This is a genomic window from Paenibacillus sp. Leaf72, assembly GCF_001422685.1.
Lineage (GTDB): Bacteria > Bacillota > Bacilli > Paenibacillales > Paenibacillaceae > Pristimantibacillus.
The window spans coordinates 18,260-39,362 of the sequence record NZ_LMLV01000007.1; the positions used below are offsets into that span (position 1 = coordinate 18,260).

The following is a 21,103-nucleotide window of genomic DNA, read 5'->3' on the forward strand; positions in this document are numbered from 1 at the left end:
CCCTAGACTCCACCAGCGTCCAAGCTTGAACCGAAACCGGCGCACACAAGCGGCCCCAGCATCCGCACAGCAAGCATCCCGGCATCAGACGCCCCAGCATCAGGTACCCGGAATGGTCCAGCAGCCTACAGCCTTTTATCGATTTAAAAAATGGGCGGGGCGGCTCGCCGCGCTGTTTCTGCTGCTGACCGCCTGCTTTGTCGGTGCACTGCTGTATTTAAGCATGCAGTCGCTGCCTGCGGCATCCATAAGCCAAACTTCCCAAATGCTCGACCTGCATGGCCAGGTTATCGATACATTCCATACGGGCGAAAATCGCCGTTCCGTCCCGCTCGATCAAATATCCCCCAATCTGGTGAAGGCGACCATTGCAATTGAAGACAGGCGCTTCTACGACCACCCTGGCTTCGACATCAAAGGGCTGGGACGCGCCATCGTGGCGAATACCGTTTCGTTATCAGCCAAGCAAGGCGCCAGCACGCTGACGCAGCAGCTCGCCCGCAATTTGTATTTAACGCATGAGAAAACGTGGCAGCGCAAATTCAAAGAAGCGATCTATACGATTCAGCTGGAGATGCATTATTCCAAGGACGAAATTTTGGGCCTCTATTTGAACCAAATCTATTACGGGCATGGCGCGTATGGCATTGAGGCGGCAGCGTCGTTGTATTTTAATAAGAAAGCATCGGAATTGACGCTCGCCGAAAGCGCCATGCTGGCCGGCATTCCGAAGGGTCCCAAATACTATTCCCCATACATGGATATGAAAAACGCCAAGGACAGGCAGCTTACCATTTTGTCCATTATGGCCGAGGATGGTGTGATTTCGAAGATGGAAGCGGGTAAGGCTTATAAAGAGGTGCTGCAATTCCAGCCGCTCGGAGCCGGCAACCAGACCGGATTCGCACCGTATTTTCGCGATTATGTGAAATATTTAGCCGTAGACAAGCTCGGCATCAACGAGCAGCTGCTGAACGAAGGCGGCATTACGATTTATACAACCCTTGATCCTGTGGCGCAAAATGCTGCCGAAGCCGCCGTCGACAAGGAGCTGGCGGACAGTGACGGTCAGCAAGCAGCGCTCATCTCGCTTGATCCGCGCAATGGCTACATTAAAGCCATGGTTGGCGGGAGGGATTACAAGAACAATCAATTTAACCGCGTATTTGCGGATACACGCCAGCCCGGCTCTTCTTTCAAGCCGATTGTTTATTTAACCGCGCTCCAAAACGGGCTGTTGACGCCCATTTCACGCTTCAAAAGCGAGCCGACCTCCTTCATCTATGATGAGGGACGCAAAGTGTATAAGCCGAGCAATTACAATGACAAGTACACCAATGACTTTATTACGATGCGGCAGGCGATTGCCAGCTCCGATAACATTTACGCTGTAGATACGATTATGGCGGTCGGCGCGGACAAAGTCATTGAGACGGCGCGCAAGCTGGGCATAACCAGCCCGATGAGCCCGCTGCCATCGCTCGCGCTAGGCACCTTCCCGGTCAGCCCCTACCAGATGGCTTCGGCTTTCGCTGTGCTGGCTAACGGCGGCAAACGGGTAGAACCGATCGCTATTACAAGAATAGAGGATCGCAGCGGACACATCTTATATGAAGCGAAGCAACAAGCCGAGCAGGTTGTCGATCCCGCAAATGCGTTCGTATTGACCAGCCTGATGGAGAGTGTCTTCGATACCGGAGGTACAGGAAATCGGGTAGCGGCCATGATTAAACGGCCTGTCGCTGGCAAAACAGGCACGACCGCTAATGATGCTTGGCTCGTTGGCTATACGCCAGAGCTGGCTACAGCAGTCTGGACGGGCTTTGACAAAGGCCGCAAGCTGACCGTTGCCGAGGCGCACCGCGCAGCGCCGATTTTCGCCGCCTATACCGAACAGGCGCTGTCGGCGGTTCCGCCGAAAATTTTTCCGATACCGGAGGATGTCGTCAGCGTCTACGTCGATCCCGCCAGCGGCAAGCTGGCAGAAGCCACCTGCTCGGCGAAGCAGCTCGAATATTTCGTCAAAGGCACAGAACCTGTCGAAGTATGCGGCGAAGCATCGGGAGAGCCCGGGGACACCTCCGTTCAGGGAACAGGAGAGAGCAAAGCTGCCGAGGAGCGAAAATCCTGGTGGAATGATTTGAAGCGCTGGTGGCAGCACGACTAATACAAAAACCTAAAAGTAAAGGCACTTCCCCTAATTTTGTCGGAAATTTGATCAAATCGTGAATTTTCTTTGAACATTTCGCATAAAGTGTGTTATAATGAGTGCAAGAAAGCACTTACAAGTAAACGGGGTGTTTATAATGACAACGAAAACAGCAACAATCAGCGACGTTAAATCTGCAACTGCAGCTAGTGTGAAACGTTTAGTAACCGCAATGACCATCATCGCTTGGACCGTTCTCTCAGTAGGCGTAGTCCTTTGCTTAATAAATCTCAGCCACTTCAGCGATAAGAACGTATGGCTTATGGTCGGGCTCGGATTTATGGTAGGCAGCGTATTTATCTACACCATTGGCACTGCCATTGGCCTTGTGCATGCAAGACGGGCCCAGCAGGCTGAAGAAGAACAGAAGTAACCGTGCTGAAGCAGCACAGCCATTGAGAACGTACAATTTAAAGCCTCACCGTCGATTTGACAGTGAGGCTTTTTATTTTTTTCAACCTATTTAATGCAGCCATAATTATGACGATAGGATTCATGCAGCAGGACAAGCCTTAGCCCGCGCAAACCGCCAAAGGACGGAGATAGCCGTTTCACCTTAGATAAAGCCGGAGCTTTTTAGAGAGCCCGACAAAGACAATTGTCGAACTGGTGAACTTTCTATTACAAAAAAAAGACGAATTGTTGACGTAATTGTTAAGTCAGCAGTTATTCTCCGTAACTTCTGCTAATGTTAAGGCTAAGAGTATATCCAAGGAGTTGAACCATTTGAGACGTTATATTCGTGTATTGACACCCCTGCTCATCATGCTGATGGCCGTTCTTCTCTCTGGCTGCGGCGAGCAGTATCTGGTGCTCGATCCAAAAGGGCCAATTGGCGAGAGCCAGAAGGATTTGATTTATTTTTCAACGATCCTCTGTTTGGTTATTGTCGTGCCCGTTCTGATCTTGACCGGCTACATCGTATGGCGCTACCGTGACAAAAAAGGCAACAACGCTCCCTACCAGCCGAACTGGAATCACAGCACGAAGCTGGAGATTATTTGGTGGAGTATTCCAATTGTAGTTATCGCTATTCTGGCAATCGTAACGGTCAAGTATTCGTATGAGCTGGAGCCATCCAAGCCGATTGCTTCCGCGAAAGCACCGATAACGATTGAAGTGACCTCGCTGGATTGGAAATGGCTGTTCACGTACCCGGAAGAGGGCATATCTACAGTCAACTACCTTCAAATTCCAGAGGGCACTCCGATTCAGTTCAGACTGACTTCGGATACGGCGATGAATTCGTTCTGGATTCCGCAGCTGGGCGGCCAAATTTATACGATGTCCGGCATGGCTATGACGCTTTATCTGCAAGCAGATGAGATTGGCAATTATTATGGCTCGGGCGCCAACTTCACTGGGGAGCATTTTGCCCAAATGACCTTTAATGTGAAGGCAACTTCCGAGGATGATTATAAAGCGTGGGTTCAAGAGGTGAAGACAACCGCCCCAGCGCTGACACAAGAAGGCTTTGAGAAGCTTACTGAGCCAAGCGTTGAGACGGTGCAATCGTTCTCCTCCTTCCCTGAAGGACTGTTCCAGAAAGTCGTGATGCAATACATTGGCGAAGGCGGCTCTGCCCATCATCATGGCGGCTCCACAGCTACAGAAAAAGACACCAACAAGGATCACGACATGGATATGAGTGATATGGACATGAAAGATATGGACGGCATGGATATGAATCATGACCAAGAATCTTCAACGAACGAGCATTCACACTAAACACAAGACGAAAGGAGACGCCGCATGTTTCAGAATCTAATCGATTTCTTGCTCAATGATTTTTTCATCACTGGCGACCCGCTCATACTTGGAGCACAGGTATCCATCGGCTTGTCCATGGTTGCCGTCGTTTTCGCCCTATCGTATTTCAAAAAATGGCGCTGGCTATGGACGGAATGGCTGACCACCGTCGATCATAAACGGATCGGCATTATGTATATTATCGCGTCGATTCTCATGCTTTTCCGTGGTGGCGTCGATGCCCTGCTGATGCGGGTGCAGCTCGCTGTGCCGCAGGTAGAGTTCCTCCACGCCGATCACTATAATGCGATCTTTACAACGCACGGCGTTATTATGATTTTATTTATGGCGATGCCACTTATGTTCGGCTTATTCAATATCGTTGTGCCGCTGCAAATCGGCGCGCGCGACGTCGCCTACCCGTTCCTGAACTCGCTCAGCTTTTGGATGTTTTTCTTTGGCGCCATGCTGTTTAACGTTTCCTTCGTTATTGGCGGTTCGCCGGATGCAGGCTGGCTGGCCTATCCACCGCTTTCCGAGCTGTCAGGAAGCCCGGGTCTAGGACAGGATTTCTATATTTGGGGCATTCAGATTTCCGGTATTGGCTCCTTAGCCACCGGTATTAACTTTGTCGTAACGATTTTGAAAATGCGCGCACCAGGCATGAAGCTGATGAAAATGCCGATGTTTGTCTGGTCCGTACTTTCCTCGTGTATTACAATTATGTTTGCTTTCCCAATCTTGACCGTTACTTTGTTCCTGCTGTTTATTGACCGCTACTTCGGCGCTCACTTCTTTACGCTCGATGGCGGCGGCAACCCGATGATGTATATCAACCTCATCTGGATGTGGGGACATCCCGAAGTATATATCGTTATTTTGCCGGCGTTCGGTATTTTCTCCGAAGTCGTATCGGCTTTCTCGAAGAAAAAGCTGTTCGGTTACAAATCCATGGTATTCGCCCTGATGTCGATTAGCTTCTTCTCGTTCTTTACATGGGCGCATCACTTCTTCACCATGGGTTCCGGCGCGAACGTCAATGCTTTCTTCGCCGTAACGACGATGCTGATTGCCATTCCTACAGGGGTTAAAGTATTTAACTGGCTGTTTACGATGTACCGAGGCAAGCTGACGTTCCCAACGCCGATGCTTTGGACGATCGCCTTTATTCCTTGCTTTATCGTCGGCGGTATGACCGGGGTTATGCTCTCTGTCGCGCCTGCTGACTTCCAGTTCCACAACAGTTACTTCCTGATTGCCCACTTCCACCAAGTGCTGATCGGGGGCGTCGTATTCGGTTACTTCGCCGGACTTTACTACTGGTGGCCTAAGATGTTCGGCTTCAAGCTGCATGAAGGCCTTGGAAAATGGGCATTCTGGCTGTGGAACATCGGTTTCTACGTTTGTTTCATGCCGCAGTACGCGCTTGGCTTGATGGGGATGACCCGTCGTTTCAACGAATACAACTTTGATATGGGCTGGCAGCCGCTTAACATCGTCTCTACTGTCGGCGCGTTTATTATGGGTCTGGCGTTCCTGTTCCAAGTATGGCAAATCGCGCACAGCATCAAGTTTTACAAAAAAGAGCCAACCGGCGATTCATGGGATGGCCGTACGCTGGAATGGTCGATTCCATCTCCTGCACCGCTTTATAACTTTGCAAGAGTTCCGGTTGTAGACAGCGAGGATGCTTGGTGGGAAGAGAAGCAGCGTTTGGCAAATGGCGGAAAGCCTAAGCCGCTTGCTCCACTTGAACCGATTCATATGCCGAAAAACTCTGCCATTCCATTTTTGATTTCCGTTTCCTTCTTCGTTATGGGCTTCGGGTTCGTCTGGGATTGGAAATGGATGATTATACCTGGCGCAATCGGCGTTGCCATTTGCATGCTGGCGCGTTCCTTCAGCTACGATACCGACTACTACATTCCTGTAGATGAGATCGAGCGGACGGAAGCCGCATTAGGAGGGACAAAATAATGGCACAAGCAGTAACCGGTCATGATAAGCACGGCCATGGCGGCCACGGTCATCATGACGAGCACCATGAGCATGAACATGAATCACTCAAAACATTCGGCTTCTGGATGTTTCTAATTACCGACGTTATTTTGTTCGGTACGTTATTTGCAACATTTGTCGTACTTCGACTCAGCACGGATGGCGGCCCTACGGCCGACGAAATGTTCAAGATGCCTGGCGTTATCGCCGAAACGTTCATCTTGCTTACAAGCAGCTTTACAAGCGGTATCGCAGTGCTTCAAATGCACAGAGGCAATAAGAAAGGCCTTATTGGCTGGCTCGCCGTTACCGCAGTTCTCGGTCTTGCCTTCATCTATTTGGAGGTCAGCGAGTTTATTGAGCTGGTACACGAAGGCGTAACAATTGGCACTAGCGCTTACTGGTCTGCTTTCTTCACACTTGTCGGTACGCACGGTCTTCACGTTTCGGTCGGTATCGTATGGATGACCGCGCTGATGATTCAATTGTACCGTCGCGGCATTACGCCAGTAACACAGCGCAAGGTTAATATTATTAGCTTGTACTGGCACTTTTTGGACGTCGTTTGGATTTTCGTCCTTACGGTCGTCTATCTGATGGGGGTGATGTAGCATGGATAACCACAACTCGCATTCCCCGTCTCATGAATCACATGGTTCCATGAGGTCCTATGTCATCGGGTTTGTATTGTCGATTATTTTGACGATTATCCCGATTGTCATCGTCATGAACGATATGCTGAGCAAGAAGCTTACGATAATCGTCATTCTGATTATGGCAGCCTTGCAATTCGTCGTTCAATTGTTCTTCTTCATGCATTTAAGAGACGAGGAAAAGCCGCGTTACAACACGATGGCACTTATATTCGGGCTCGTCATCTTGCTCACCATCGTTGCAGGCTCTATCTGGATTATGTCCTACAACGTTGTAGGTTAGCTTACGCATAACAACAAGAACCCCCGATGGCGCTCCCTGAGTGCCGGCGGGGGTTCTTGTTGTTTCGCTTTATTTTCCAATAGGGCTATAGTACACTTGGAATAGCTTTTAGCCTGATTAGACAGCTGCTACGCTGTGTCTCTACAATCATTTTAGGAGGAACCCTTTACATGTTGAAAATGAAAAGCACCAAAAAAGCTTTTTCGCTGCTTCTGCTTCTGGCAGCCATGATGCTTGTTATATCCGCTTGCGGCGCAGGAAGCGGTACAGGCAGCAATTCCAGCTCAGGAGCCGCTGGATCGGCAGCTAACGTGTCCAGCGAGTCTTCGGCACCTGCTGCATCGGCTGAGCCTTCATCCAGCCCATCAGCCAATCTGCTTGACTCGGACAAGCATCCGGTCGTAACGATTCAGATGAGCAATGACACCTACATTAAAGTTGAGCTGTATCCGGAAATTGCACCGAATACAGTTGACAATTTTATATCGCTCGTCCAAAAAGGCTATTATGACGGGTTGATTTTTCACCGTGTCATTCAAGGTTTTATGATTCAAGGCGGCGATCCGGATGGAACAGGCGCCGGCGGCCCTGGCTATTCGATTCCAGGGGAATTCACGTCAAACGGCTTTCAAAATGATTTGAAGCACACGCGCGGCGTGATCTCCATGGCGAGAACGGGTGAACCGAACTCCGCCGGCTCCCAATTTTTCATTATGGTAGCGGATGCGCCAACGCTTGATAACGAATATGCTTCCTTCGGCGCCGTTATTGAAGGCATGGATGCGGTTGATCAAATCGTCAACCAGCCGACCAACAGCCAGGATCGTCCGAACGAGCCGCTTTCGATGACGAAAGTGACCGTTGACTTGAAAGGCATGACGTTCGAGGAGCCGGAAAAAACGAAATAGTTTTTGATAGGTGCATTGTATATTGTATCTGCCTTGCAACAAGGAAAGAGGCTAGCGCTGGGCGCTAGCCTCTTTATTTGTGCCAACAGAGTCGCCTTCAACCAGCGTCACATAAATCCGCTCGTTCTCGACCGGCTCTCCGGCTATGATTTTCAGCAGCTGCTCCGATGCAAGCGCTCCCCATTTATGTTTGGAATAATCAATCGTGGCCAGCTTTGGCTGCATATACGAGGCCAGCTCCACATTGTCAAAACCGATAATATGAATATGCTCGCCTACGACATAGTCTGTCTGGGATACATAGTTGTGCACGCCAATCGCCATTTCATCGTTCATGCAAAAAACAGCAGCAGGCCCCGTGTATTCAGCTAATATTTTTTTAGCTGCTTCCTCGCCGGATTCCTTGCGGAAGCTGCCTTCAATGGCTTCAAACGTCAAGTCATCGCAGCGCTCCACCGCCTGCTTGACCGCTTGCAGCCGCTGACCTGCGTCATAAGACTCTTCCGGCCCCATAATCGCATAGATTTTGCGAAAGCCCCGATCCAGCAAATGCTCCATCGCAAGTGTAGCTCCTGCCTTGTTATCAAGCAGTACCTGATTAATATTCGGGTGGTTCAGCTCGCGGTCGAGCACAACTACTTTATGCCCCAGCTCCGCGTACCGCAGCAGCTCTGTGCTATCGAACGTGGCATCGAGCACAATTGCACCGTCAATCATCCGCTCTGGAAGCATGCGATGCGAACGCTTGCCGCTGCATACAATCGTATCATAGCCTTTGCGGTGCAGCATTTCATTCACCCCTTGCAGCAAATCCCCATAAAAGGCCCCACTGAAGTCGGTCAAATATACGCCAATAATTTTAGTCTCGCGCGTCTTAAGCGTACGGGCAGCCGCGTTCGGCACGTAGTTCAACTCTTTGGCTATAGCTAAAATTTTGGCGCATGTCTCCGACGTCACCTTCGGGCTGCCGTTCAGCGCGTAGGAAACCGTCGATATCGAGACACCAGCTTTCTTAGCGATATCTTTAATACTGACCACTGCACTCTCTCCAATCTGTTGCTTCGAGCGTAAACGGCTTTTCCATTCAAATGGAAAAGGCTCGTTTCGCGTAGAAATATAAGCCTGATAATAAGAGTTCTCCTTATTACCCTTAGATTTCAAGCGTAAACGGCATACGATACCTTCGGTAATTTTTGCTCGTTTCGCGTAAAAATATAAACCGAGATTATATAAAAGCCTATTAAAGGCATTTAAACTTATAAACACTTATATTTTAAAATATTCCTGATTAATTAACTATATCATAACAGATTAAAGTTGCCTCGACTTATGTGCATACGGCGATCCGAAACGAATCGCCGTACACTTAGTCCTTACATGAAAATGTCGATAATCGTCGTTTCACCTGTTTGATGCTGCTTCAGCAGCTGCGGAGAAATTTCCAAACCGCCCGCACGATAACGATTGGAGCCGAGTACAGCTGCCATTTCATTACCATTTATTTTCACACTTTTCACAGTCGCATCGCTATCGCCATTCAAATGGTAAACGAAGGTAATCGGAGCGCCCTGATATTCGAAATCGAATTGCAGGCCATCCAACGACTGTGGCAGCACCGGATCAACGATCAGCTTATTTTCCACTTGGCGGATACCAAGCACGTTTGCTATAAGCTGGTTCATATAAATCCCCGGTCCGCTGGAATAAATTCTCCATCCGCCTTTAACCGGAGCAGAGCCATCACGCAGCTGTGCAAAACGATCCTGCGCCTCATAACGCGTATTAAATTTGCCATCCGAGCTGCTGAAATAAGAATTGCTTTGGCGAAGCTCCGCATTAGGCACAGCATCCTTCAAACCAATCGGGTTGATGATTGTAAGTCCATTCCATGCTTCATCTACCTTGCCGAGCTTAGCCATTGCTTCTACATACCGGATATGGGCATGTACATATTGCAGCCCTACCTCGCGTCCAAAGTTCGCCGCCTGCTCAGCGCGCTTGAAATGCGTGCTTACACCACCGGTATATTTCGCCGGACGGTTCATCAGCCGGACGCCATCCGGGCAGTAAAGCTCGCGCTTGATAAGCGCATAATGCGACTCGGCCTGCTCAGCTGTAAGCAGCTCAGCAATCATGCTGCGGGTCATCGGAAGCAGGCGGTATTGTATGCCTGTTACCGCATCCGATGGATGCAGCATCAGTTCCGCTTTATCTGGCTGCTCCATGTACAAGAAGCCAGGAATAACATCGGTTTGCAGCATATAACGATTGAAATCTGCTTCAATGCCCGCACTCAATGCTCCGAGCTCTGCCGCCCACTCTTTATTGTGCGTCTGCATGGCCGCAGACAGGTGCGTAAACACCTGGTACGTCAGCGCTACTGTCCAGCTGCTCACCATATACTGCTTAAGCTGGGCGTTGGCAGGCTGCAGCGTGTCATCCCAATCGCCATCGCCGTAGGAGGACAAATGGGTGTCATGCAGGAAATGTCCCTTAATATAGGCGATTTCCTTCTGCGCATGTTCAAGCAGCGATGCCGTATGCGATGTGAAAGCAAAACCTTCTTTCGTCGTATAAGGGATCTGCTCCTCCAGCACGGAATAATCCTGCGTCGCAGTCAAATAGTCGCTCAGTACCTTGAGCGGCCATACGATAATATCGCCGTGGCTTTCTTCCTGCTGTATATTCACGTAGTTGTCGAACATAAACCATTGCGGCCAATTGCCGTCTTCCTCATACTGATGGGAAAATACCGTCAGCAATATTTCGCGAACTGCGCCGTAATTTTGCATCGCCATAAAATATTCGGTCGGCCCTTGGCAAACATCTCGTGTTCCCCATGCAGCGCCGCCATATTGCTCTAGCCCGTGCGGTACCGAATAATGGACGAGCATATTGTGTGTGTACCACCATGCCAGCGTATTGAACTTGTCTACTTCAGCGGTATTGCCGCCTTTTTGCGTCAGCTCAAATCCATTCATCACCCGCTTGTAAAAAGCACGGTAAGCCTGTGCCTGCACTTCTGCATCCTCTACGCTAACGGTTGCCGCTGGAAGCTCTTCGCCTTGCAGCAAGCCCTGCACCGTAGCCGTCCATTCGCTGCTTGCGCCTAGCTCCAGAACGACTAGCGATGCGCCGCCAGACTCCATTCCCGTTACGAGCTTTTGCTCATCCGCAACAGTCATCTCCGCTCCATCCACACGCAGACGGTAGCGAAGCTTCGGATATACACTTGCGCTCAGCGCCGCCGAATCGGCCGTAAATTCAAGCCAATCCTGATTTTTGTTCATTTGATACGGCAAAATATATTCATTATCATTCATCAACACTTGGTTCGTGACCAGATAACGGTACTTTCTTCCGCTTGTCGAGCGAACATGCATCCGAACTTCCGGCGTGTCTACGGTTGTATAGTTCGTAATGATGATGAGATCATCGGACGTTTTGTAATACCATTTTGCAAAGTTAAAGCCCATTTCAAACATTGAAGGCATCGTAAGCAGACGATATACGCCATCCAGCTCTACATAAATGCGCTGTCCCGACGTTTTTGGCACATTTAGCGCGTTGCGGGCATTCGTCACCCATTTGTGGAAGGTCGTGTTGCCTACAACCAGCTGCGAGTTGAACAGGCCGTACATATACGAGGTCGTCGTCAGCACATGCGTGTGCAAGCGGTCATTGCCGCCCGTCATTAGAATATGGCCATGCGGACGCTCAACGAGCAGCTCTTTTTCCTTTAATACAACATGCTCATGGGTCGCAGTGAAAAAAGAAAGCAGAGACTCTCCCACATACTCCTCCTGCGAGCGTTCAGGGAACAAGCCGTTAATCTCTTCCGCCGTCATCGATACCGTTTGTAAAGGGGAACCAATAGCCTCCGCTTTGCGTACCGGATTCGCATCTTGCGATTGTAAAGCAGGCGCAGCACAAACTTGCTCCCACGCTTGCTGCACTTCCGCCGTAAAGGCTAGCGACGTTACAGCCTCAGGATGATTGGCTTTAAACAAGCCGTAAAAAACAACATTCTGCTCGCCGTCCACCTTAACAAGCGGTGTTTGCAAAGCTGTATATGCAAATTCATATTGGTAAACTTCATTAGCCAATGATGGCTTGGTCAATGCTTCAGCAATATCCGTTTCCTTATAGCTCAAGCCATAGAACTGGAAGCCGTCTGTCGAATAGCCAGCCGCCCCTGTCCATGCCCCTTGCTGCAAATAAGGGAAGCTGCCGCTTTGCGGCATATTTTGGCGGGAACAGACGACATAACCGCGCTGCCCGTCCTCAAATACGGAGTGGTCAATGTATTGCGATTGATAAGCTTCATTGCTGCGAACAGCAGCTTGGTCAGCCAGCCCGATATCTTGACCGTAGATCACATCCACCGTCTCGCCATTGCCAACTACATTTACATCCCAGAACCATACGCCTGCTTCCGACAGTAGGAAACGAACTTGGTAACGAACGCCCTCCGCTTCTCCTGCCCATACGACTTGATTTGCACTATAGGAGACACGGCTATTCGATCGCACACCAAGCAGTGGAAAGGCTGCAATGCCCGATTCACGATGCAAACGCAAATATATATTATTGAGTGAACCGTCTACCGCATTGGATAGAAGCTGATTAATCATCGTGTTGTTGTGGGTAATTTGATAAAGATCGCCGCTGCTGAGAAAGGTGAATGCTAATGGCCCGGCCTCTACTCGAAAGCTGCTTGTGCTTGCTGCTGTCATGTTCATCACTCACTTTCCTGACTTTTTTAAAATATAAGAATTTATAAGTTTCACCCTTATAATCAGCTTATATTTCACCGCGAAACGGTAGCATTGCCGCCAGAGGACGGCTTCAGTCGTTTACGCTTGCTTATTTGTATACATAGGCTTTCATCAATAAACGCATAATAAACAGCTGATACCAGCGAAGTTGATGCAGATTGACGGCATTTGCCGAAATCAATCGAAACGTTTCTATTTTACAACTAAAAGGATTATAGAACGTTTTCAACTTCCCGTCAATTGCTCCCATTACCCGAATTTTATATAAGTGAAACGTTTCTATTATCATTTTAACGCCCCAGAAGTAAATTTCAATAGCCAAAAAAAATGTGTTGAATACGATTACATTCTGTTTTATAATGACATCGAAACGTTTCTATAGTCACTAGCATCTTCTGATGCAATCGCGTATAATCTAAAATCGAAACGTTTCTATGTTTCATAAGGCTTATATATTAAGGGGAGCTTTTCAGGAATATGAGAGGGGGGGCATGTCGCTTAAGGGATATGTTCAGAAGGAAGCCAGCTGCTTTAATGACAACACCATTGCATAAACCGACAACAATAGAGTCATCATTTACTTAAGCTACTGCACCTTAAATTACTGCTTCTTAAAGAGAGGAAGATTGGAATGTTTAATAAATCCGTTAAAACTGCACTTATCAGCACCATGCTGCTTTCAGGTATTTTGACAGCGTGCTCATCCAATAATACAAATACAACTGGCGAAGCCGCTACTGGCGATCAGCCTGTCACCATTAAAGTTTGGGGCATGGGCGACCAAGAGCAGACGCTCAAAACGATTTCCGAGCAATTCGAAACAGACAATCCGAACATTAAAGTAGATGTGCAAGTTATTCCTTGGGGCTCGGCGCATGACAAGCTGCTGACAGCTGTTGCTTCCAAATCCGGTCCTGACGTGCTGCAAATGGGTACTTCCTGGATGCCGGAATTTGCAAATGCGGGCGCTTTGCTTGATTTGACGCCTTACATCGACCAATATCCTGAATTTAAACCGGAGAACTTTTTCGACGGTATCGTAAATACAACGCAATTTGACGGCAAAACGTTCGGTATTCCTTGGTATGCTGAAACTCGCGTCCTGTTCTACCGTACTGACCTGCTGAAAGAAGTAGGCTATGACAAAGCGCCTGCTACTTGGGATGAGCTGAAGGATGCAGCAACGAAGCTGACTGCACGCGGCGAAGGCAAATACGGCATTGACCTCGTTCCAGGCGAGCCGACGCTGGGTATTATGTTTGCCCGCCAGAACGGTTCCAAGATTTTTGATGAGCAAAATAAACCTTTGTTCAATCAACCGGAATTCGTTGACGCTGTAAAATATGTAGGCAGCTTCTATCAAGAGAAGCTTTCTCCTGTAGATCTTGGCATTGATGCCGTTCAAGGCTTTGCTGGCGACGGTGTTATCCCGATGTTCATCAGCGGACCTTGGATGATCAAGCCAATTAAAGAGCAAGCGCCTGATATCGAGGGCAAATGGGCAACAGCCGTTCTTCCATCCGGTTCTGCGAACAACAACTCGATTCTTGGCGGTTCTGATCTGACTGTATTCAAATACAGCAAAAACCAAGAAGCGGCAGTTAAGTTTATTGCCTACATGAGCAAACCAGAAGTTCAGTTGAAATGGAAAGAGCTGTCCGACGCGCTTCCAGCTGTACAAAGCGTATGGCAGGATGCTTCCATGACTGCTGATCCTAACCTTCAAGTTATCGGGGAGCAGCTCAAGCATGCTGAAGCAACGCCAGCTCTCACCGCTTATGACCAAATTTCGCAAAAATATGTATCACACTTTGAGCAAATTTATCGCGCTAACGCTGACGTGCAGACGGAAATGGACGCTTTGAACGTTGAAGCCGAAAAATTAATTAAATAATCTTTTAGCCGGCAGCTGCTTTTGGGTAGGGTTGCCGGTTATCCCTATTATTGTCCATTTGCGCTCAAGCGTAAATTTAAAGGATGTGACTTAGCCGATGAAAGGCATATTGAATAATAAAACCCCTTATTTCTTTATTGCGCCAACTTTGATTTTGCTTGCTATGTTCTCCCTGCTGCCCATTGTTATTGCGCTGGTCATCAGCTTCACAGATATGGATCTCGCCGGCCTTGCCGATGTATCCAACATTTCATTTGTGGGCATGCAAAACTACTTGGACGTATTGACTGATCCCTTATTTCTCCAAGCGATTACCAACACGCTTTATTATGTCATTATTGGCGTTCCGTCCGTTATCGCCCTATCGCTAGCGATTGCGCTGCTGATTAACTTCGGCAAATCAAAAGTATTTACAACGTTCCGCGTTATTTACTATTTGCCGTCCGTAACCAACGTCGTTGCCGTTGCGGTCGTATGGACTTATTTGTACAACCCATCGCTTGGCTTGTTCAACTATTTGCTGAACCTTGTGCATCTTCCAGATGTCCAGTGGCTCCAGCATCCGATTATCGCTAAAATCTCGCTGATCATTCTTGCCTTATGGCGGGCGATCGGTCTGAATATGCTTATTTTTATCGCGGCTATCAAGGGCATTCCACGCTCTTATTATGAAGCTGCACAAATTGACGGAGCTAGCAACTGGCAGCAAATGCGGACGATTACGCTTCCGCTGTTGCGTTATGCTATTTTCTTCGTTTCCATCACCACAATGATTGGCTGGATTCAATTTTTCGAAGAGCCGCTCATTATGACCAAAGGCGGGCCGCTTAACGGCACGATGTCCGTAGCCTTGTTCATTTACAACAACGGCTTCCAATACAGCAAATTCGGATATGCTGCGGCAGGATCCTTTATACTATTTATTTCCATAATCGTCATTACGCTCATTCAATTTAAGTTCCAGAACAAGGAAACAGATGTTTAAGGAAAGGAGAGGGGAATAATTATGGCACCGAAAACAAAAAGCGGCACAGCCCTTCAATGGCTGCTCGGCATTTTGCTGACTGGCGGGGGGATAGTAATGATGCTTCCGTTCGTATGGATGATTATGTCGGCATTCAAAACGGAAAGCGAGGTAAAGCAGCTGCCTCCAACACTGTGGCCGAAAAATATTACGTTCGAAAACTTTAGCAATCTGTTCGTCAATATGCATTTTGGCACGTATTTGAGCAATACGTTGCTGATTGTCTTTTTCTCCTTTATCGGCTTGTTCCTGAACGCAATGGCTGGTTATGCATTCGCCAAGTTCAAGTTCAAAGGCAAAGATAAGCTGTTCTATCTCGTACTCGCTACGATGATGATTCCCGGCCAGGTGACGATGATTCCTGTTTACCTGCTGCTCAATGAAATGCATCTGACGAATACGATGGTCGGCATCGTGCTTCCGGGCTTTGTCGGCGCATTTGGCATCTTCCTGTTTCGCCAGTTTATGTCCACGATTCCCGACGAGCTGCTGGAGGCGACCCGGTTGGATGGGGCAAGCGAAGTGCGCACCTTCTTTCAAATCGTGCTTCCGATCTCCAAAGCCATTCTTGCGATTCAAGGCATTCTGACGTTTATCGGCGGCTGGAACAGCTTCCTATGGCCGCTCATTATCGCCAATGACGAGAAGCTTTACACGCTATCCGTCGGGCTGGCTTTGCTTAAGGGAGAGCATGGCAGCAACTATGCTTTGCAAATGGCAGGCTCCACATTTATGGTACTGCCAGTCGTTATCGTATTTATTTTCTTCCAGAAGCAAATTATTGAGAATTATTCGATTTCCGGCATTAAATAAACGCAGCAGCTTTCACGATGTGAATAGGCTATCAAGAGTGCTAACAAGGAGGTTCCATTGCAATGGCCTTGTTTCAATGTGATTTTTACTCAGAAAAGCTGGGCTTCTCGACCGGCATGTCGGTTATTTTGCCGCAGCCGTCATTAGCTGAACTTTCTTCCCGCAAGGAAGGAACGGATTACAAATATCCGGTGCTGTATTTGCTGCACGGGCTGTCCGACGACCATACCGCCTGGACGCGTTATACGTCAATTGAACGTTATGCTTCCAGCAAAGGGATCGCTGTCGTCATGCCTGGCGTGCATCGCAGCTTTTATGCAGACATGGAGCAGGGCGGCCGCTACTGGAGCTTTGTCAGCGAGGAGCTGCCGCGTGTGGCCCGCTCCTTCTTCCCGCTGTCAGCTCGCAGAGAAGACAATTTTGTCGCCGGCCTCTCGATGGGCGGCTATGGCGCGTTCAAGCTGGGACTGCATCATCCTGAGCGCTTTGCAGCTGCAGCGAGCCTTTCTGGCGCGCTTGATGTTGTCAGCCGGCTCCAGCATCCCGACTTCTCTTATACGGATGAAGGCGAGTTTGGACGGTTGTACGGCAGCATAGAGAAGCTGGAGGCTGGGCCAAGCAATTTGTTTAACCTTTTAGCCTCTGCAGCTGAACTCGCCCCTGAACAGCAGCCGAAGTTTTACCAATGCTGCGGGACAGAAGATTTTCTATATGAAGATAATCTTCGCTTCAAGGCAGCGATGGAGGAGTATGGGCTGACTCTCGCCTATGACGAGGAGCCGGGCATGCATGAGTGGGGCTACTGGGATCGCAATATCCAGCGCGTCCTCGATTGGCTGCCGCTTTCCCGCTAGAACGATAAAACGCTTGCTCCGGTTGTTATCTGGAGCAAGCGTTTTATCGTTCTTTTTTATATAATCAATGAGTTCTTAAAAACCGCGCTGCTCGATTTTGATAGACTTCGGCAATACCAGCGTCATTTGAGCGTTATACATATTCGACTGAATCGGTCCGTTATGCCGATCAAATTCGCCGACCATCACATACATGACCGATCCCACTACGCTTGTGCTAACGAGCTGCTCTGAAGTGTCGATCGGCTCTGCAGCCCAGTACTGCACCTGCCCGAGCAATTGCACCTTTCCACCGTCTACTTGATCTACACTTACCGGACGGAGCGCTTGCACGACGATTTTATCGACCTTCTCTGGCACGGAAATAGGCGCCGTCTCAATAAGTGCCGTCCGTTCCATTTGGCGCATCGCCCCGCGGAATTCATCCAAAATCCCAGTTGAAATCAGGCCCGCCATCGCAAGGCTGAAGCTTCCGATCATCCCTACTATAAATAGGCTGATCCAATCGTAACGAAGCGTCGTCCGTTCGCTGCCCGCAAACCAAATGTACAATAAAATTTCTGCTCCGAGCAAAATAAAAACAAGCGGTGCCACCCACAGCAGCATATCGTATGCCCCCGTGCCGCTCCAGATGGAAACCGCCACAGCGATTCCCATCAATAATAAGGCAACGCCCATCGAAAGCGTGCCTACACGCCACTGCTTCATTCGCTTTTCCCCTTCCGCAGCGATTCCGTTGGTGTCCAATCTTTAGGGGGAAGCCCCTTATTTCGTTGGAATCCTCTGCCAAATGCCATGCGCAGCCCAGCGGCGATCATGACAAAGGCGATAAGGGCGGTTGGCAAATTATATTTTATATTTTGATACTGGGCATACCATCTTGGAAAATAATTCGCAGCGTATTCAGCCAGAACACGATCACCCATAAAATACAGCCCGATCAGCAGCAGACCGATGCCGATCCAGCGCTGATAAGGAGCAAACTGCGTAATAATCGCTTGATCCTTTAAGCCTTCCTGCGGTTCAGTCGACAGCTGCCGCATGACATCGAAGAAAGCGAAAAACCAGAATAGCGGCATCAGGAATAGAAACATCGACAGCCGCATCGCATCCATTAAATAGACGGAGGCGAGAAAGCCTGCCATAATTTGCAGGCCGCGTGTTTGAAGCCCGAGATATAGATGCCCTGCACCGGGAAAGAGCGACAGCGTTGCAGCGAGCGCTTTATTTTTGCGCCCCTTGTTCATGTACTCCTCCATCTCTTCGAAAAACGGCCGATCCTCCAAGGGCTCGCCCCGTTTCTTGCGATGCAGCTGCTGTGAAGCATCAAAAATACTATAAATCCAGATGACGGGCACGCCTAGCAGGAAAATAAGAAACTCTCCTGTTCCCGTTACCATCGATATAAAAATAACAACTGCGAATAAGCCGATGGATGCAACGAGAAAGGCAATGCCCCGCTGCATCAGCCCAAGCGCCATATGGCCCAAACCGGGAACGATGGAGAGCAGCAGCGTGTTCGTACGCTCTTTCTGCTCGCTGTAGGTTAAGATGTCTGCTTGTGCGCGCATCGCTCCCGGCGGCAGGTTGCTGTACATCTGATCTGGACTTGGAGGTGCGCCCACACCATAGGCGGCCTCATTCGGATGCGGCTGCCGCCTGCCAATGAGCGTTACAATCATATCAAGCATATTGATGCCCCAGAAGAGAAACGACAGCAAGCATAGAACAAAGGCCGTATCGTCATTAATATGATCCGCGATTGCTATTAGAATCAGAAGCGCAAGAGGTCCAAATCCTCCTGCCGCATATAGCACAAACCTTATCGGACGCCCCATATATGCATGGCCGAAACCGGGAAGCATGGACAGCAGCAGCGCAACAAGGGGCTTTTTCTCCCTATTCATTCCTTGATCTCTCCTTCATCATTCGTTATTTAAACCGTTTGGAGGCGATGCCGTCCAGCCAGAGGGAAGTGCGGTTCATCATTTGCTGCGACCAGGAGGACTCGCGCTGCTCCTTGTCTCGGATGAGCTGCTCCTCTTTATGCTGCAGCCTGCTATGGTCTATTTTTTCAAGCTCCTGCGAAATGTTGTTCAGTACGCCTGTACCGAGCAGCAGCAGGGTAATGACCGCCGCAGCGGTATAGTGGGTTGCCGGATGCTGGAGCCAGGATCTGCGGCGGTATGATTTCTCTTGAAGGAACGGACCCGGCACGGACAGCAGATCCTGTTTTTCGGATTCCGACGCTCCGAACAGCTGCTTGCTGAGCTTGTGGCCCATCTGCTCAAAATCCGGAAGCTCAATCGCCTGATTTAACGGACTGGCTCCTGGAACGGCTCCTGCTATATGAGGCTCAGACGTAGGGGGACTCCCCGCCATATCCGCCTCCAACACCAGCATAAATTGCTCTAAGCATTCGTCGCATTCTGCAAGCTGCCGCTCGATCTGCTCGCGTTCAGGCTCGGAAAGCACATTCGCCACGTATTGCTCCAGAAGGGAAGCCTCCACATGATTCAAATGATTCACAGGATTGCATGCTGAGGATGCTTCATCCGTCACTGGCATGATCGGCTGTTCTATCGGTTGTTCTATGGGCTGCTCTACCTGCTTGCCCTGCTGTTTCGTCCTTGAACTCTCGCTATGCTTGTGTTCCTCATGATGACTCATTCAAAGTCCTCCCTTCTCCAGTGCCGCTTAATCCAGTTTCTTGCCCGGTATAGGCGCGATTCTACACTTTTGCGCTCCAGTCCGGTTGAGGACGAAATTTCCTCGTATGATTTCTGTTCTATATAATAGGCGTTTACGACTTCACGATAATTGTCCGGGAGCTGCTCGACCTGTTCTCTTATGTAGCGTTTTTCCTCGCGCTCGATCGCAGCGCGCTCCGCAGGCATCGCAGTTCCTTGCCCATCGGTGCCGGGTCCCAGATTGTCCACATATTCGCTCAGTTCTTCCGGCTTGCGTGCCTTGCTCCTCTTCCAATCAATCGCACGGTTTACAGCAATGCGGGTCACCCAGGTTTTAAAGCCTTCCAGCCTGCACTCGGGGAGAGAGCGGTGAATTTGCAGCAGCACTTCCTGGGTAACATCCTCCGCATCATGCGGCGAATGAAGCACAGCATAAACCGTTTTATAAATATGAGCGCCATATTCCTGCACGAATGACTGGAATTCCGCAGGCCCGCCGTCGCGGAGCGCTATTAACCATGCTTCATCTTGAATCTCTCTCTCCCCCTTCCCTTTATATTAGACGCCATAACCTTGGCTATCCCCTGCACCTGCAGCAATATTTTTTATAAAAAAGTAAAAAGGCTCCGCTCCAGCGCAGCAATCGCTGCTGCATTGGGGCGGAACCCGTCACTTATAAGCTTCCCAGTTAGAAGCTGCCTTGGTCATTCTTCTGTCATTCTTTCTGTCATTCTATGCCTCCAAAGCCTGCTTCAGCTCATCGGAGGAGTTGGTCCACCATTCTTCATTATGCTCGATTAACAGCTTGCGGAACGCAGCCTTTTCTTCCGCACCCAGCTCGCCCAAGTTGTAGCGGCGCTTAATCGCATGATCAAGCTTGTTGACATGGTCAGCGAGAATTTTCCAGCCGCGGCGTGCTTCCGTGTCAATCCACATTTCGCAAGCGGTTGCGCCAGCGTAGTTCGTGCCGTTCTCTCCACGTTCTACCGCAACCCATACAATCCAGCATTGGCGGCCATTAGGCGTGTCCTCTTTATTAGGAGAAAACTTGATGCCGCGCTCTACTTTGCTTTTGGCATGCATCGCGCCGTCGTCGATATAAGCGACGCCCGCATCAATAATAACGCAGGATACTTGGCTTAGGTCGATGGTGCCTGCACCAAAACCTTTATGCTGTTTGTTGCTCACGACGTTAAGCGCGAGTGATTTCTTTTCTTTTTTCTCCGGTTGTCCTTGCTGTTCCATCCGTT

General features: G+C 49.3%; 18 protein-coding genes. 11 read left to right on the forward strand and 7 right to left on the reverse strand.

Annotated elements, in window-relative coordinates:
• Window positions 1–112: 112 nt before the first annotated feature.
• From ASF12_RS12925 to ASF12_RS12955, 7 genes are all read left to right on the forward strand, one after another.
• Window positions 113–2,167, forward strand: coding sequence for a transglycosylase domain-containing protein (locus ASF12_RS12925; RefSeq protein WP_056035222.1), 2,055 nt, complete (start codon window positions 113–115; stop codon window positions 2,165–2,167).
• 139 nt (window positions 2,168–2,306) lie between these two features.
• Window positions 2,307–2,582: a hypothetical protein gene (locus ASF12_RS12930; protein WP_056035225.1), complete on the forward strand. Its 276-nt coding sequence runs from the start codon at window positions 2,307–2,309 to the stop codon at window positions 2,580–2,582.
• Window positions 2,583–2,974: 392 nt separating this feature from the next.
• Window positions 2,975–3,937 (forward strand): ubiquinol oxidase subunit II, encoded by a 963-nt coding sequence (gene cyoA / locus ASF12_RS12935; RefSeq protein WP_081418792.1) that lies wholly within the window; start codon window positions 2,975–2,977, stop codon window positions 3,935–3,937.
• A 24-nt stretch (window positions 3,938–3,961) separates the two neighbouring features.
• On the forward strand, window positions 3,962–5,935 hold the full coding sequence (locus ASF12_RS12940; protein WP_056035045.1) for a cbb3-type cytochrome c oxidase subunit I: 1,974 nt from the start codon (window positions 3,962–3,964) through the stop codon (window positions 5,933–5,935).
• Window positions 5,935–6,567, forward strand: a complete 633-nt coding sequence (gene cyoC, locus ASF12_RS12945; protein WP_056035047.1) for a cytochrome o ubiquinol oxidase subunit III — start codon at window positions 5,935–5,937, stop codon at window positions 6,565–6,567. The genes ASF12_RS12940 and cyoC overlap by 1 nt, the downstream gene beginning before the upstream one ends.
• A gap of 1 nt (window position 6,568) precedes the next feature.
• On the forward strand, window positions 6,569–6,892 hold the full coding sequence (gene cyoD, locus ASF12_RS12950) for a cytochrome o ubiquinol oxidase subunit IV (protein WP_056035051.1): 324 nt from the start codon (window positions 6,569–6,571) through the stop codon (window positions 6,890–6,892).
• Between the two features lie 179 nt (window positions 6,893–7,071).
• On the forward strand, window positions 7,072–7,800 hold the full coding sequence (locus ASF12_RS12955; protein ID WP_056035227.1) for a peptidylprolyl isomerase: 729 nt from the start codon (window positions 7,072–7,074) through the stop codon (window positions 7,798–7,800).
• Between the two features lie 51 nt (window positions 7,801–7,851).
• Here the strand turns inward: ASF12_RS12955 and ASF12_RS12960 are convergent, their stop codons facing one another.
• Entirely contained in the window at window positions 7,852–8,838 is a 987-nt protein-coding gene (locus ASF12_RS12960) for a LacI family DNA-binding transcriptional regulator (RefSeq protein ID WP_056035053.1), read from the reverse strand.
• Between the two features lie 335 nt (window positions 8,839–9,173).
• Window positions 9,174–12,536: a GH36-type glycosyl hydrolase domain-containing protein gene (locus tag ASF12_RS12965; protein WP_056035230.1), complete on the reverse strand. Its 3,363-nt coding sequence runs from the start codon at window positions 12,534–12,536 to the stop codon at window positions 9,174–9,176.
• Window positions 12,537–13,209: 673 nt separating this feature from the next.
• Between ASF12_RS12965 and ASF12_RS12975 the strand changes: the two genes are divergently transcribed.
• The 4 genes from ASF12_RS12975 to ASF12_RS12990 all read left to right on the forward strand — a co-directional run bounded on the left by ASF12_RS12975 (window position 13,210) and on the right by ASF12_RS12990 (window position 17,163).
• A complete protein-coding gene (locus ASF12_RS12975) occupies window positions 13,210–14,472 on the forward strand; it encodes a sugar ABC transporter substrate-binding protein (protein ID WP_056035058.1) in 1,263 nt (420 codons plus the stop codon).
• Window positions 14,473–14,569: 97 nt separating this feature from the next.
• Window positions 14,570–15,457, forward strand: a complete 888-nt coding sequence (locus ASF12_RS12980; RefSeq protein ID WP_056035061.1) for a carbohydrate ABC transporter permease — start codon at window positions 14,570–14,572, stop codon at window positions 15,455–15,457.
• 21 nt (window positions 15,458–15,478) lie between these two features.
• Window positions 15,479–16,309, forward strand: coding sequence for a carbohydrate ABC transporter permease (locus ASF12_RS12985; protein ID WP_056035064.1), 831 nt, complete (start codon window positions 15,479–15,481; stop codon window positions 16,307–16,309).
• A 62-nt stretch (window positions 16,310–16,371) separates the two neighbouring features.
• Complete coding sequence (locus ASF12_RS12990) at window positions 16,372–17,163, forward strand: alpha/beta hydrolase (RefSeq protein ID WP_056035067.1); 792 nt, start codon at window positions 16,372–16,374, stop codon at window positions 17,161–17,163.
• A 75-nt stretch (window positions 17,164–17,238) separates the two neighbouring features.
• Here ASF12_RS12990 and ASF12_RS12995 read toward each other — a convergent pair whose 3' ends face one another.
• The 5 genes from ASF12_RS12995 to ASF12_RS13015 all read right to left on the reverse strand — a co-directional run bounded on the left by ASF12_RS12995 (window position 17,239) and on the right by ASF12_RS13015 (window position 21,098).
• Window positions 17,239–17,871 (reverse strand): hypothetical protein, encoded by a 633-nt coding sequence (locus ASF12_RS12995; protein WP_056035070.1) that lies wholly within the window; start codon window positions 17,869–17,871, stop codon window positions 17,239–17,241.
• Window positions 17,868–19,070 carry a hypothetical protein gene (locus ASF12_RS13000; RefSeq protein WP_056035073.1) on the reverse strand — a complete coding sequence of 401 codons (1,203 nt, stop codon included), beginning with the start codon at window positions 19,068–19,070 and terminating at the stop codon, window positions 17,868–17,870. The genes ASF12_RS12995 and ASF12_RS13000 overlap by 4 nt, the downstream gene beginning before the upstream one ends.
• A gap of 25 nt (window positions 19,071–19,095) precedes the next feature.
• Complete coding sequence (locus ASF12_RS13005) at window positions 19,096–19,833, reverse strand: zf-HC2 domain-containing protein (protein WP_056035076.1); 738 nt, start codon at window positions 19,831–19,833, stop codon at window positions 19,096–19,098.
• A complete protein-coding gene (locus ASF12_RS13010; protein WP_063892555.1) occupies window positions 19,830–20,324 on the reverse strand; it encodes an RNA polymerase sigma factor in 495 nt (164 codons plus the stop codon). Before ASF12_RS13010 ends, ASF12_RS13005 begins: the two co-directional genes overlap by 4 nt.
• Before the next feature lie 261 nt (window positions 20,325–20,585).
• On the reverse strand, window positions 20,586–21,098 hold the full coding sequence (locus tag ASF12_RS13015; RefSeq protein ID WP_056035079.1) for a YwhD family protein: 513 nt from the start codon (window positions 21,096–21,098) through the stop codon (window positions 20,586–20,588).
• Window positions 21,099–21,103: the final 5 nt, after the last annotated feature.